The sequence below is a fragment of the Bacillota bacterium genome, from assembly GCA_012842395.1.
Taxonomy (GTDB): Bacteria; Bacillota; SHA-98; order UBA4971; family UBA4971; genus UBA6256.
Map to the genome: position 1 here is coordinate 178,393 of DUSX01000034.1, position 14,550 is coordinate 192,942.

General features: G+C 61.7%; 12 protein-coding genes. All 12 read right to left on the bottom strand.

Translation table 11 applies throughout. The features are described 5' to 3' along the window. Window positions 1–3: 3 nt before the first annotated feature. Window positions 4–882: a diacylglycerol kinase family lipid kinase gene (locus tag GX515_10625; GenBank protein HHY33444.1), complete on the bottom strand. Its 879-nt coding sequence runs from the start codon at window positions 880–882 to the stop codon at window positions 4–6. 430 nt (window positions 883–1,312) lie between these two features. Next, on the bottom strand, window positions 1,313–2,644 hold the full coding sequence (locus GX515_10630) for a 2-oxo acid dehydrogenase subunit E2 (GenBank protein ID HHY33445.1): 1,332 nt from the start codon (window positions 2,642–2,644) through the stop codon (window positions 1,313–1,315). A gap of 157 nt (window positions 2,645–2,801) precedes the next feature. After that, a complete protein-coding gene (locus tag GX515_10635) occupies window positions 2,802–4,091 on the bottom strand; it encodes a TRAP transporter large permease (protein HHY33446.1) in 1,290 nt (429 codons plus the stop codon). A gap of 164 nt (window positions 4,092–4,255) precedes the next feature. After that, on the bottom strand, window positions 4,256–4,771 hold the full coding sequence (locus GX515_10640; GenBank protein HHY33447.1) for a TRAP transporter small permease: 516 nt from the start codon (window positions 4,769–4,771) through the stop codon (window positions 4,256–4,258). 125 nt (window positions 4,772–4,896) lie between these two features. Then, entirely contained in the window at window positions 4,897–5,883 is a 987-nt protein-coding gene (locus GX515_10645; GenBank protein ID HHY33448.1) for a DctP family TRAP transporter solute-binding subunit, read from the bottom strand. Window positions 5,884–6,036: 153 nt separating this feature from the next. Then, window positions 6,037–7,008: an alpha-ketoacid dehydrogenase subunit beta gene (locus GX515_10650; GenBank protein HHY33449.1), complete on the bottom strand. Its 972-nt coding sequence runs from the start codon at window positions 7,006–7,008 to the stop codon at window positions 6,037–6,039. Next, a complete protein-coding gene (locus GX515_10655; GenBank protein ID HHY33450.1) occupies window positions 7,005–8,051 on the bottom strand; it encodes a thiamine pyrophosphate-dependent dehydrogenase E1 component subunit alpha in 1,047 nt (348 codons plus the stop codon). Before GX515_10655 ends, GX515_10650 begins: the two co-directional genes overlap by 4 nt. 201 nt (window positions 8,052–8,252) lie before the next feature. Continuing rightward, on the bottom strand, window positions 8,253–10,304 hold the full coding sequence (locus tag GX515_10660) for a sigma 54-interacting transcriptional regulator (GenBank protein HHY33451.1): 2,052 nt from the start codon (window positions 10,302–10,304) through the stop codon (window positions 8,253–8,255). A 58-nt stretch (window positions 10,305–10,362) separates the two neighbouring features. Continuing rightward, window positions 10,363–10,872 (bottom strand): PspC domain-containing protein, encoded by a 510-nt coding sequence (locus GX515_10665; protein ID HHY33452.1) that lies wholly within the window; start codon window positions 10,870–10,872, stop codon window positions 10,363–10,365. 66 nt (window positions 10,873–10,938) lie between these two features. After that, on the bottom strand, window positions 10,939–11,094 hold the full coding sequence (locus tag GX515_10670) for a hypothetical protein (GenBank protein ID HHY33453.1): 156 nt from the start codon (window positions 11,092–11,094) through the stop codon (window positions 10,939–10,941). 218 nt (window positions 11,095–11,312) lie between these two features. Then, complete coding sequence (locus GX515_10675; protein HHY33454.1) at window positions 11,313–12,680, bottom strand: dihydroorotase family protein; 1,368 nt, start codon at window positions 12,678–12,680, stop codon at window positions 11,313–11,315. Between the two features lie 121 nt (window positions 12,681–12,801). Next, window positions 12,802–14,460: a carbon-nitrogen hydrolase family protein gene (locus tag GX515_10680; GenBank protein HHY33455.1), complete on the bottom strand. Its 1,659-nt coding sequence runs from the start codon at window positions 14,458–14,460 to the stop codon at window positions 12,802–12,804. Window positions 14,461–14,550: the final 90 nt, after the last annotated feature.

Genomic DNA, 14,550 nt, shown 5'->3' on the forward strand with positions numbered 1-14,550 from the left:
CACTCATGGGTATATTGCCCGGAGTCCCCCAGGAATAAGAGTGAACTCCATCAAATCCGTCACGAATACCTCGCCATCCATGTGAAGCGACACGGGAGCCGAGGAGCGGATCGACACGTACCGTCCTCGCAGCATCGTAGCTTGCCGCAGCTTGGTGTGAGACCCTGTGAACACCTTCGGAAGATGGTACAAAGCCTCGAGGCTCCCCATAGATTCCACGACACATATGTCGTAAAGGCCGTCGTCAGGCAACGCATCAGGGACGATCTTCATGCCCCCCGCGTATGTCTTGCCGATTCCGACGGCCACTAGGAGTGGCCGCACTGTCATGACCTTCTCGTCAACGGTCAACACCATCTCGGATGCCTTGTAGTCGGCCAGCGTCTTCAGGACAGCGATCACATACAGCGGTGCCCCGCGCACGGGAAGCCACCGTAGGTCGTTGCTGGCAACCCTCGCCACCGTGGCGTCGAAGCCTACCCCGACAGCGTTGACGAAATACCTGTCGATTACGCGCCCGAGGTCGCGGTTGCGCGTCTTGCCGCTCAGGAGGACTCGGCATGCGCTCTCCACATCCTTGGGAATGCCGAGGCTTATCGCCATGTCGTTCCCGCTGCCGCACGGGATGACCGCAAGCGCCGCCTCGCATCCGGCGAGGCCGTTAGCGACCTCGTTTGTCGTGCCGTCACCCCCTGCCGCCGCGATGACGTCGTACCCCTCTTCAACGCCTCTCCTTGCGGCCGCTATGGCATCTCCCGGGCCCTTGGTTACGTAAACGTCGTAATCCGCCCCGCCCTTCTCTAGTGTACGGCAGATGGTGGGAATCGCCCTAACCGCCCGGCCCCGCCCGGCCATGGGATTCACGATAACCTTGACCCGCAACCCGCCAACCCCCTGCATTATCCAGACTGTGCTAAGTACGTCCCCACGGGACCGCTGAACTTCGCCAGTACTTACCAGTTTTGCCGGGCACGGCGATGGTTTTGCGTGCCGGCATCGGCGACCCTCGACTCCCCAAGAAGGCGATGAGGGGTTGTGACACCGTACCCCGTCGCGTGCCGCTCCTAGTTGTTGTCGTCACGTGACAAGCCCCCGCACTTACCTCGTCGCCCACGCACACGGCCGTGCTGCGAGACATATAGCGCCCCGCGGCACGAAACCGCGGGTCTACTAATTCTACACGAAACAGGACATTCCTACCTCAGGCGCGAAAATCCCAGGGCTATCGGCATCTGCCCGATGGCCCTGGGATGAAACGATCACGGTGGGGAGGAGGAAGCTCCCTCATCTTGTTGCGGTCCACTCAGCCCACTCAGCCCAACACGCCACCGGTGCCGCCCGGCTGGAGCGACTCCAGGATGCCCCTGACCCGCCCCAGGAACTTCGCGGCGCTGGCACCATCGAGCACGCGGTGATCGGCCGAAAGGGTCAGCCTCATGACCATGCCCGGAACCACGGTCCCTTCCTTCACGACAGGAACCTGCCGGACAGCGCCGACCCCAAGGATGGCCGCCTGCGGCGGATTGATCACCGCACACAGCTCATCCACGCCGAACATGCCGAGGTTCGACACGGTGAACGTGCCCCCCGAGACGTCACGCGGCTCGAGCTGGCCAGCCCTGGCGCGGCTCGCAAGCCTCCTCGTCTCCCGGGCGATCTCCAGGAGCGTCTTCCTGTCAGCGCCGTGGACCACGGGAACCACGAGGCCCTGATCCGTGGCGACTGCAACCCCGACATTGATCTCCTCGTAAACAGTGATCCCGTCATCAGCTGCCGAGGCGTTGGCGTACGGGTGCTCGGTGAGGGCCATCGCCACGGCCTTTATGATGATGTCGTTGATGGAAGGCCGGAAAGGCTGCCCCGTCTCGTCACTCGACGCGTCCCCGAAAGCCTTCTCTCTGAATGCAGAGAGTGCCGTGGCGTCAACGTCCATGGATATGTAGAAGTGAGGCGCCGTCCGAAAACTCTTGCTGGTCCGCTCAGCTGAAATCCTCGCGATGGGCGTGTACGTGACGGCCTTTCCGGAGGGAGGGGCGACCTCCGTCTGACCGGCGTGAGCTTCTTCGGCGCCCCGTGCCCCGGTCGCCTGGGCGATCACGTCCGCAGCCGCTGCAAGCATTCTGTCAAGGAACGCGCGCACGTCTCCTTCGACCACACGCCCGCCCGGCCCCGTGCCCGGGACTTTTGCGAGATCGATGTTGTGCTCTCTCGCCAGCTTCTTCGCTGCCGGTGAAGCGCGAACGATCTCAGCCTCGGCCGTGGCCGGCGTCGCGGGGCCCTGCTGGTGGCTCTCCGTGTCCACAGCGCGCCCGGGCCCTTCCGGCGCGTGCTGCTCCGCGCCCGGGCTCGGGCCCGTGGTCGGCACGGAGCCGCTACCGGCTCGCCCTGGCCCGACGAGACCCTCACCCACAACTTCTGCCCGTGCCACCACCGCGCCGACGGGGACCGTCTCACCCTCGTTCACGACGATCTCGATGATGGTGCCGTCCGTTGCAGCCTCGACGGTGAAGCTGATCTTGTCGGTCACCGCCTCGAAAAGCGGATCTCCCTTCTTGTAGGGTTCACCCTTTGGCACTATCCACCTGGCGAGAGTCCCCTCGCTCATGGTTAGCCCGAGTTTGGGCATTACGATATCCTGTACCATATACCCTTCCTCCTGTGCGGTCTCGGCCGCCGTCCCTCCCGCTCGGGGCGCCCAGGCGCCGGGCCGGTCCCCGGACCCGAGTGGGCGGCCGCCCCGGTGGGGGACGCTCATCCGTCGTTCCTCTGTTCCTTGGTCGCGTGCCCTCACGTGCACCCCATTAGTGCATGAGCAGGCTCGGAAGCCATGTGGAGAGCGCGGGAACATACGTAATGATGATGAGCGCCGCTATCGACGCAAGCACGAACGGCACGACGGCGCGTGAGATCTCGTCCATCGAGATCCCCGCGATGTTCGCGCCCACATACAGGTTCACAGCCACGGGCGGGGTAACCTGTCCGATCGCCAGGTTCACGCACATGAGCACGCCGAACCAGATCGGGTCCCACCCGAAGTGCGCCATGATGGGCATGAGGAGCGGCGTGAGTATGTAGTAAATCGATATGGCGTCGAGGAGCATCCCCGCGATGAGGAGGACGATGTTGATGATGAAGAGCACCACATACTGATTGGAGCTTATGGCGATCGCAGCCTCGGACACCTTCTCAACCACCCCAAGCGTGGTCATGGCCCATCCGAAGATCCCCGCAAGCGAGACAACCAGCATCACTACGGCGGACGACACACAGGACTCAACCAGGAGATCATATAGGTCCTTAAAGGTCAGTGTGCGGTATATGACGAACCCCACAAACAGCCCGTACACGACGGCGACCGCGGCCGCCTCGGTGGGCGTGAAGATGCCGCCGTATATGCCGCCCAGGATTATGACGGGTGCGATGAGCCCCCAAAACGCTTCCCTGAAGGCGCGCCACAGCTCAGCTAGTTTCCCGAACGCGCCGCCCCTGTAATCGCGCACAACGGAGATGATATACGCCGCGATTATCAGGAACACGCCCACCACGATGCCCGGAACTATGCCGGCGATGAAGAGCTTGCCTATCGAGGCCCCTGTGATGACGCCGTATACTATAAACGCTATGCTCGGCGGTATGATGATCGCGAGCCCGGATGCAGCCGACATGAGCGCGGCAGCGAAACCCCTATCGTATCCTGCTTTCACCATGCCAGGGATGAGGATCGTGCCAAGCGCTGCGACAGTCGCGGGCCCCGAACCGGATACGGCGCCCCAGAACAGCGCGGTTATGACCGTGACCACCGCAAGGCCGCCTCTGATCGGACCCACGATGAGCGAGATCAAGCGGATTATCTTATCTGATATCTGGGCCTTTCCCATTATCACCCCGGCCAGGATGAAGAACGGGATCGCCAAGAGAGAGAACTTGGAGATGTTCGCGAAGAACACGGGCGCGAACATCGCGGACCCGAGTCCGCTAAGGTATACCACGACCATGCCGGCGATGCCGAGCGATACGGCAATCGGCACCCTCAGCACCAAGAGCACGGCAAACAATCCCAAGAGGACAATCCCTGGATCAACTCCTGCCACAACATCACCCCCGCCGTTCCTTACGATTCTCCCGGCAAAAGCTCAACACCGCATCCGCCGTCGCTGTGACGCCCCACGCATCGGTCCAACTGAGGAAGGCGCCGCACCGGCCCACCCGCCCGGCAACGCCCGAAAACCTGCCGTGCCGTCGCCGCCTGTCGCCATCAGGCCTTCCCAGCTGCCTTCGCCCGCGGCTCGGGGGATGCGGCCATCTTGCGGCCGAGCTCACGTATTTCGCTGAGGCCCGCCTGGATCACCCTCAGGACCAAGAGAACGCTGCCGACCGGCACAGCAAGCCCGAAGCACCACATGGGCAGGCCCATTGAATACGTTGTCATCTGAGACCTGTACTCGGAAACCACGAGATTGACCCCATGCACGAAGAGCAGCGCGAACAACGCGGTACCGCACACCATCGAAATGACAGCGATCACCTTCTGGTAATTCTTCGGCAAGGCGTTTGCAACCATTGTCATGCTGAGGTGCGCGCCTTTGCGCATGCCTATCGCTGCGCCGAGCATCGTGATCCACACGAACAGGTTCACGAGAAGCTCCTCGGAGAACGCGAAGGACATAGTTGTGAGATACCTCACGATGACGTTCACGAAGGCAAGAAGCGCCATGAAGAGCAGCATAGCCGCGCACGTGTACTCCTCAAACTTGTCAAGAAACTTCAGCACCGTCCTCCCCCTCCATGCCGCGCGCGGGCGCCCCATGTGCACCCATGGTCTGCCAGCACCTAAGCGGGCGAACCAACAGGATGGGGCGGCCCGCGCGGTCAGTACCTAAGCACACGAACGCTCTCTCACTTCACTCCTGCGATCGCATCCTCGAACGCTTTCACAATATCAGGGCCGACCTTCTCAGCCCACTTGTCATAGACAGACTTGGTCTTCTCACGGAAGGCTGCGAGCTGCTGCGGAGTGAGGTCGGTCACGACCATCCCCTTGGACCTTAGGAAGTCGTTGCCTTCCTTGAGGCCTTGCCTGCTTATGTCAACCTGCCACTTCATGGCGTCAGTAGCCGCCCTGCGAAGCTGCTGCTGAATGTCCGCGGGGAAGCTCTCCCAGACGTTCTTGTTCACTGCTAGGACGAGTGCGTCATAAGAGTAGTGCCAGTTGGTGAGGTACTTCTGAACCTCGTAGATCTTCGTGGGAATGATGATCCCGACCACGGGGTTTTCCTGCCCGTCGATGACCCGTTGCTGCAGGGAAGTGAAGACCTCCCCCCAGTTCATGGCGATCGGGTTCGCCCCGAGGGCGCGCATAATATCGACGTATATGGGAACGGTTACCCTGATCTTGAGCCCTTTCAGGTCATCCGGCGTGGTAATGGGCCGCACGTTGTTGGTGAGCTCGCGGAAGCCGTTCTCGCCCCACCCCAGGCCGACCATGTTGTACTTCTCCAGGACCTTGAACAGCTTTTCGCTAGCTGGTGAGTTGACCGCCGCGTCCACCGCTTCGTAGCTCGGGAAAAGGAACGGAAGCGCGAACACGTTGAATTCACCAATCATGGGCGAGATGTTGATGGTCGAGTTGAGCATGAAATCGATGGCGCCGCTCTGCACCATCTCCGCCTGGCGCATCTGGTCGCCGCCCACCAGGACGGCATTGGGGTACACCTTGATGTTGACGGCACCGCCGGTATACTCCTTGGCGAGCTCGGCGAACTTTACGGCCCCCCTGCCCCACGCAGTCTCGTTGGCCACGTTTGTGGTGAGCTTGTACTCGGCCTTCAGCTTCGCAGCCCCGAGCGCAGCCCCGCTTGTGACGAGCGTCAAAAGGGTCAGCATCACCGCTCCAACAAGGATAACTTTTCTCATCGACGTGCACCCGGCATTCCCGGGCGCATCACCTCCTCGTCTCCGACTGTTTCGAAACGATCTCCGGTAGGTGACATCAACCGCGTCCACCATCTTCGACCTTCAACGCCGGACGATTCGACACTATGCGATCCTGCGCACGGCTTCCACTATCTCTTTCTTTCGAGGCACCACGCGCGCCTCCAGAGGCGGGCTGAACGGTATGGGTACGTCGAGGGTCCCAACCCGTACAACTGGCGCATCAAGGTAATCGAACGCCGCTTCCGCAATGGTCGCAGCGATCTCCGCTCCGGCCCCGCCGCGACGGCAAGCCTCGTGAGCCACCACCACCTTCTTGGTCTTTTTCACTGACTCAATGACGGTATCGATGTCCATTGGGACGAGGGTGCGTAGGTCGACCACTTCCGTCTCGATCCCGTCTCTCGCGAGTTCCTTGGCGGCGTCGAGAGCTTGGTGGACCATGATGGAATACGTGACGCACGTTACGTCCTTTCCGGGCCTCTTGACGTCCGCCTTACCTATCGGAACGATGTACTCCTCTTCAGGCACCGGGCCCTTCATGGCGAAGAGGGCCTTGTGCTCGAAATAGAGCACGGGGTTGTCGTCCCTTATCGCGGCCTTGAGCAGCCCCTTCGCATCGTATGGGGTGGATGGGATAACGATCTTGAGGCCCGGCACATGCACGAACCATGACTCCAGGCTCTGCGAGTGCTGCGCCGCCGCAGATTTCACCACTCCGTCCGGTGCCCTCACGACGAGGGGAAGCCGGGCTTGTCCGCCGAACATGTAGTGGATCTTTGCCGCCTGGTTCGCGATCTCGTCCATGGCGCACGTCACGAAGTCCGCGAAGTGCATGTCGGCCACGGGCCTCATGCCGGTAAGGGCCGCGCCGACAGCAGCTCCTACTATCGCTGTCTCCGATATCGGTGTGTCGAGCACCCTCTCGTATCCGAACTCAGCCGGGAGGCCCTTGAACTGGCCGAAGATTCCGCCCTGCCGGGCTATGTCCTCGCCGAGGACGAACACAGTAGGATCGCGCCTCATCTCCTCGCTCATGGCCTCAAGCGTCGCCTGCGAAAACGTTATCTCCCTCATCTCCCGCACCCCTCCCCTTGTGTGTCCAACACATACAAGTCAGAGAACGCATCATCGGGGTCAGGGTAGGGGCTCTCCTCTGCGAAGCTCACGGCCTCGAGGATCTCCTCGCGCGCAGCGGCTCTAATGGCCTCCATCTCACCTTCGGTGAGCACGCCCTGAGCCCTCAGCCGGTCCTCAAAGCGCAGGATCGGGCACCTCGCCTTCCACTCCTCGACTTCGGAGCGGTCGCGGTATTTCTCTGGATCCCCGACGAAGTGTCCCTTGATTCGGTAGGTTTTCGCTTCCAAGAGCGTGGGACCGCCTCCCCGCCGCGCGCGGTCTATGGCCTCGCGCGCGGCCTCGTACACCGCGAGCACGTCGTTTCCATCAACCGTGACGCCAGGGATCCCGTAGCCGACGGCGCGGTCGGCCACGTCCCGCACGGACAGGGAATACGTCGCCGGCGTCGTCGACGCGTATTGGTTATGCTCGCAGACGAAGACACACGGAAGATGGAAGACGCTCGCCATGTTGAGAGCTTCATGAAACGTGCCGCGGTTCGAGGCGCCGTCACCGAAGAAGCACACCGCGACCTGATTGGTGCGCCTCATCTTCGCGGAAAGCGCAGCGCCGACTGCGATGTTGAACCCTCCTCCCACGACGCCGTTGGCACCGAGCATCCCCACGGAGAAGTCGGCGATGTGCATGCTTCCGCCCTTGCCCTTGCAATAGCCGGTGCTCTTGCCCAGGATCTCCGCCATCATCCGCCGCGGGCTGGCGCCTTTCGCGATGCAGTGCCCGTGGCCCCTGTGCGTGCTCACGATGTAATCCGAGCGCTCAAGCGAGGCACATACGCCCGAGGCAACCGCTTCCTCACCGATGTACAAATGGACGAACCCAGGAATCTTCCCAGCAAGAAAAAGCTCCTCCACCTTTTCCTCAAATGCCCTGATCCTCACCATCGTCGTATAAACCCGGATAAGAATGTCGCGGTCTGGCAACTTGCTCCCTCCCGTCAGCGGCTCTCGTCCGCCGGGAATGCGCGGTCCATCCCGGCTCATCTGACGGTCTTTGCAAGATCCTTGCCAACCACTCCGACACACAGCCGCAGTACAAACCGCGGGCCGTAGCTCAGAGTCGACGCATGACAAAGAGGAGCGGGGTTTACCCCCGCTCCTCACATGGTGTTCACAATCAGGACACCACACCATAGCTCACGTGCGATCACGAGGCCAGTGACTGTCCTAATTGTGCACACTGTCCTAAATGACGACACCCGTGGCTTCGCCGCCGATCGCGCCCGGCAAATCGCCGGTGGAAATGCCGAACTTCCTCATTTTACAGTATAAGGTGTTCCTGCTGATGCCGAGGGCCTTTGCTGCGCGGGACACGTTCCCGCCGTAGGCTGCGAGAGCTGCCTCCACGGCGCGACGCTCGGCCTCTGCAAGCGACCACACCTCCAGGGCCGCCGTCGCGGAAGCTTGATCCGGCGCGCCTTGCGGTGCGCCGTGACGTTCCCGCAGGTAACCAGGTAAATGCTCAACGTCCAATGTATCGCCCGATATGACGGCAAGCGTCCTCTCAACGACGTTCTCAAGCTCGCGCACGTTGCCGGGCCAATCGTGTCCCACGAGGATGTTCATTGCCTGCGGGGTGACCTTCACAGACTCCTTCCCCAGCTTACGCCCGACCTTCTCGAGGAAATGCCGGACGAGGATGGGGATATCGCTTTTCCTCTCTCTGAGCGGGGGCACGGTGATGGTGAACACGTTTAGACGATAGTAGAGATCCTGCCTAAAGTTGCCCTCCGCCACGTCGTGGGCGAGATCCCTGTTGCTCGCAGCCACGACCCGGGCGTCAACCGGCAGGACCACGTCCCCGCCCACCCGCGTGATCCGCCGCTCCTGCAGCACGCGAAGGAGCTTAGCTTGCACGTCGAGGGACATCTCGCCTATCTCATCCAGGAGGATCGTCCCTCCTGAGGCCAGCTCGAACTTGCCCGGGTGCCCCGATGCCCTTGCCCCCGTGAAGGCGCCTTTCTCGTACCCGAAGAGCTCGCTCTCCACAAGCTCGCGGGGTATCGCCGCGCAGTTGATCGCCACGAACGGGCCATCCTTCACCGCGCTCGCGTTGTGGATGGCTTGAGCGAACATTTCCTTACCTGTGCCGCTCTCCCCCAGGATGAGCACGTTCGAGGAGGTCTTTGCCGCCGTCTCCGCAAGCCGCTTGGCCTCGCGCATAGCGGGAGCGTCCCCGATTATGTCGTCGAACGTGAAGTTGGCGAAGGCTCCGACCATGTAGTGGACGAGCCGGCGCACCCTGCGGATCTCGCGGAACACGTCCACAACCCCGGTGAGACGCCCGTGCTCGTCGCGAATGGGGACAGCCGACTTTATGAAGTGCAAGGCACCGCGCTTGCTATTCACGACGAACTCGCGATCTATGTATCCCTCGCCGGTCTTGATTACATTGAGAATGACCGGGCGGAAATCCACGATATCGCTGACGTGTTGCCCCACCACCGCCTTGTGGTCGACCCCGAGTATCCTACCGCCGGCCGAGTTCATGTAGGTGACGCGGCCCTCAGCGTCAACCGTGAGAAGACCGTCGGAAATATGCTCGACTATCGCGGCCTGGTACTTTGAAGCAAGCGCCAGGTCGGCAAGGGCTTTCTCGACCCCGAGCTGGTTTTCAATGGCTCTCGCCGTGGCTACAACCATTCCGAGCGTGTGCCGGTGCGGCCTCGTCCCGAGCCCTGAGACGTTCAGCGCCCCCAAGACGCCTCCCGCCGGGTCTCTTATGGGCGCAGCCGAACACGTCCACGCACGATGAGCCCGGCAGAAGTGCTCCTCGCCAGCGACCTGGGCGGGACGCCCGCTCGCAAGAGCGATGCCTATGGCGGTTGTGCCGACCAGCCTCTCCGTCCACCGCACCCCGGGCACGAAGTTCACGGCACGCGCCGACTCCAGCACGCTTGGGTCGCCCGTTGCGGAAAGCACGTACCCGTCGGAGTCCACGAGCACTATGACATGGCCCGAGCCCGCAACGACCTCATAGAGGCTGGACATGAGAGGCTCGGCTACCCTGAGAAGCCGCGAACTCGCAGTCCTTCTCTTCTCGAGCTCGTCCGGCGGAAGTATGACGGTGCTTATGCCCCCTTCGGGATCAACGCCGAGCGCCCGGCAACGTTCCCAGGAGGCAGTGATCAAGTCTGGTGCGCCGCCGGAGGATTCGGCCCGCGCCGGTCCGAACCAGTGGGCGTCCAATTCCCGTTCCACGCGCTGCTCGTCAGGGCGCAATTCGAGTGCCGACATGTTGTAACCGCCTCCGCAGTGGCTTTGCGCTCGGAGAACCCGCTGCTCGCGGCGTGGTCTACCTCCCTCGCCCTCCGAGCCCGGTTGCGAGCAGGATCGCGCCTGCGATGATGAGCACGACCGGCCACAGCGCGCCGAAGTCGAACCACGGACAGAAATTGCGCGCAAGCAGCAGCCCGCCCACGCATACGAGCGCGATGCCCAGCACCTTTGCACCGCTCATGTCACGGCGCGCCCGGCTTCCTTCAGCGGCCGCCCGTTCCACCGGGGCAGCGGCAGGGGGAGGCGTCTCCCCTTTGAGTCTCGCCTCGACCTCTTTGGCTTTGTCTATCACTTCTTGACGGATACCCTCGGTCTTCTCGAACCTCTCGCTCGGTTCCGCCTGCGGATTCGCTGGGATCACGATCCACGCAATGATGTACGCCAGGATCCCTATGCCGTCGGCTAGTGCAAACAGCACCCAGAGTATCCGTACTATCGTCGGATCGATGTCGAAATACTCAGCGATCCCTCCTGCAACGCCGCCGATCACGCACTCGCTCTTCGAGCGATACAGCCGTCTCGCCACCGGCCTCATCCCCCCAAGCCGCACTTCTCGTCAAGGCGAATCAAATGAGGTTTGTCCTTTGGTATATCAATTCGTAACGCAAGCCACCATTTCCTTCTCGTAATCCACCTCCACTGCAAACTTGACGTCCGCTCCCAGTCTCCGATGCATGAGTATACACCAAGCGCGCAACCGCCTGCCCGCGCGCAGGGTGGCCTCGACGACCACCACCAGGCCCAACAAACAGCAGCCTGAAGGCGCTCCTCGCGATATGGGATGCGAAAAAACAAATTACTGTGAAGATAGATCTTCACAGTAATCTTGGCGCCCACACCCCGCGTCACGCTCAAGGATTACGTGGCGCACGTACGTGCTTTCTGATTGCCGTCACCACTACGCTGTGCCCGTACCCTTCGACCCGGGCCCATGACGGGTGCACTCTAACGAGAGCAGCCCGGGAGTCACACAATGGTGCCCCACCTGCTGCCGCGTGGCACAAACCGGCCGAAGCCGGGTTTGCCTATGACCTCGCGATCCCGAACTACGACCTTGCCCCTGACTATCGTGGTAAGCGGGATTCCATGTACAACAGTGCCCTCGTACGGAGTCCATCCGCACTTCGATTTCACGTCCTCATTTGCGAGGGTCTCCGAGGCATTCATGTCTACAAGCACGAGGTCAGCGTCAGAGCCCACAGCAAGGCTGCCTTTTCTCGGATAGAGCCCGTACAGGCGTGCAGGATTCGTGCTCATGCACGAGATGAGTGTTCCCATGTGGATCTTGCCTTCGAACACTCCGGTCAGCATGAGTCTCAAGGATGTCTCCACCCCGGGAATGCCCATCGCGCCCGCCCACATGTCATCGAGGCCCTTTTCCTTGTTCTCTTTTTCAAAAGGACAATGGTCCGAAGAGATGATGTCCACGAGCCCGCGTGCCATGGCATCCCACATTCGCTCCTGGGTCCCCGGCGGCTTCACGGGTGGAGCGAACTTCACCCACGGTCCCTTGGCCCGAAGAGTCTCAGTGCTCAGATAGAAGTAATGCGGACACGTCTCAGCGTACGCTTTCACGCCCCTCGCTCTGGCCTGCCTGATGATCGACAGGTTCTCCGGCGTGCTCACGTGAGCGAACACCACCCGAGCGCCCGTCCTTTCCGCCATGAGCAAGGCCTGCTGGATGGCGAGCGTCTCGGCAAGCTCGCTCCTGGCTTCGTAGTGGGTCATGTAGTCCTTGCGACCCGCAGCCTTCAGAGCCTCTTCATTGGCAGAGACGATTGCGTCGTCCTCGGCATGGATCAGCACGGTTCCATTCATGGCCGCGACTTCGGCGAAGACAAACTGCTGCAGTCCCACATGAATCGCATCTGCATTGTGAAGATGGCACGTGAACATCTTGAACGCCGTGATTCCGTGATCCCACATCTGCCTCAGTTCTTTGAGGTTGTCCCGCGAGATCCCGCCCTTCAGTGCGAAATCCACCAGGCTTCTGCCCTCGAGGTACTGTCGCTTGCGTTCGAGCTCTTTCCAGTCGAAGACTTGGGGATTGGTCCGATGATGCTCGATCACAGTTGTGGTGCCGCCGTAGGCCGCTGCGGTGGTCCCGGTGATGAAGTCCTCTCGGGACGTGTAACCCGGGTCCATCATGTGCACGTGACCGTCGACCACACCGGGCAAGACCACAAGGCCCCTGGCATCGATGGTCTCGTCTGCTTCAAAGCCTGTCCCAAGGCCTGATATGGTCTCTCCAGAGATGGCGATGTCTGCGTCAACCAGCGAGCCGTCGAGCAACGCGATCTTTCCACCTTTAATGACCAGGTCAGCATGGGTCATCAGAGAGTCGCCTCCTGCCGGACACCTAATCCAAGACTTACCACCCCAATGTCGTCTCCGGCGCACGCGGTTCACGTTCCGCCGCCAAAGCAGGCACTACACGCCGCACTCCTGCCGAGCGTCAGGCTCCAGGCTCCTCGATGAGCGACCGATATGATCCGGGCTCGCGCCCACGAATGGCGTCCGTGCCCGGGACAATCGCCTTGCAACGCGCATCGACCGTGGGCAGCATTGCGGAGACAGCCTGCTCCCGGTCGGTGAAAGCTTGCGCCAGCACGGCCCCTGCGGGGCTCGCGATCAAGCTCCCGCCCGCACCGTGTCGACCGACAGCGTTCGCTGCCGCTACGAAAACGCGGTTCTCCGCGGCGCGTGTACGTGCAAACAATTCGTGACGGTCTGTGCCCAGGCAGCATGGCCAGACGATGACGTCGGCCCCTCGAAGTGTGAGGATTCTCGCTACTTCAGGTAAAAAGCCCTCGTACCCGAGCATGATCCCGAAATTGCCGCGCCTGCCGCGGACAACGCAGTAATCTCCGTGACCGGCGGTGTACCGGCCCCTTTCGTTCGCGTCTAGGTGCAGCTTCCGATATGACGCCACGACCCTCCCGCCTTCGATGAAAAAGGCCGTCCTGTAGCGTCTGCCGCCGTCCAGCTCGTCCCCTGTGAGAACCACAGCGATGCCCCGTTGCGCCGTGGCCTTCTCCACGACACGCACCACCGGCTCATCATGGGCCACAAGCCAGCTCGGCACAGCAGGTTCTGGAAGGACGACGATGTCGACCCCCTGCACGGCAAGGTCGCTTAGATATCGTTCAAGCTTGAGGGCCAGGTCGGGGGCGGCCTGTCCCATATCCAGCTGCAGCGTGGCAACCACTGGGACCATTTCTTCAGGAACCACGCTCTCCCCCATGATTCGGGCCAGCTGGAGCTCTTCAAGCGGGCGCACCAGGTCACCGTAGGTCTCGGGACGCCGATCCTGCGTGGGCGCGAAGACGCCGTCGACCGGCGCGGGCCGGTCGAACGGCAATGGAATGTCCGCCGTCACGAGCTCAGGCAGATGCGCGCAGCCCTGCGCAACCACGTCACCCTGTGGCGATACGACGAGGCTTCGACCGCAGTACACGACGCTATCGGCCTCCGTCCCGACTTTGTTGGCCATGACTACCCACGCCTGGTTTTCGATGGCCCTGCACTTCAACATGTACTCCACCTGGGGGCTGGTCAAGCGCGTTTCATCCTTGCCGGTCGCGACTAGATTCGTGAGATCTATGAGAAGACGTGCGCCTTTCAATGCGAGTGCGCGCGGAATCTCGGGGACGCGTCCATCGGCGCAAATGAACATCCCTATGCGGCCCCAGGGCGTCTCAATCGTGTCGCCCTCGTTTCCGGGAGTGAACCAACGGGAGTCGAAATGCCACAGGAATTGCTTTCGCGCCATTCCAGCAGGCCTGCCTTGTGCGTCGAAGAGGAAGCCGGCATTGTACGCGCGCCCGTCCGCGGACTCTTCAGCCACGCCTACCGCCAGATAGAAGCCATGTTCCTTCGCCTTGTCCGAGAACAGCGCCAGCACTTCTGCAGTTGGCCTCAAGTGCGGGCGTCTAGACGGCCAGTTTGAAAGGTAGTAGGCTGGATAGACGCACTCAGGCAGAACCACAAGGTCGGGGTTGTCACGCGCTGCTCGATCGATCATATCCAAGGCGTGGGTCAGTCCTTCCTCCGCGCGTTCCAACGGATATGCGTTGAGCTGCACACAACACACCCTGAGACTCGCCTTGGTCATCCTTCGAACCTCCTTTGCCCAAGTAGATCGCCGCGAATTCGCGCTGGTTCTTAGCGCAAGTCTCGTGCGCGGTTGCCGGTCCTGCCCTCC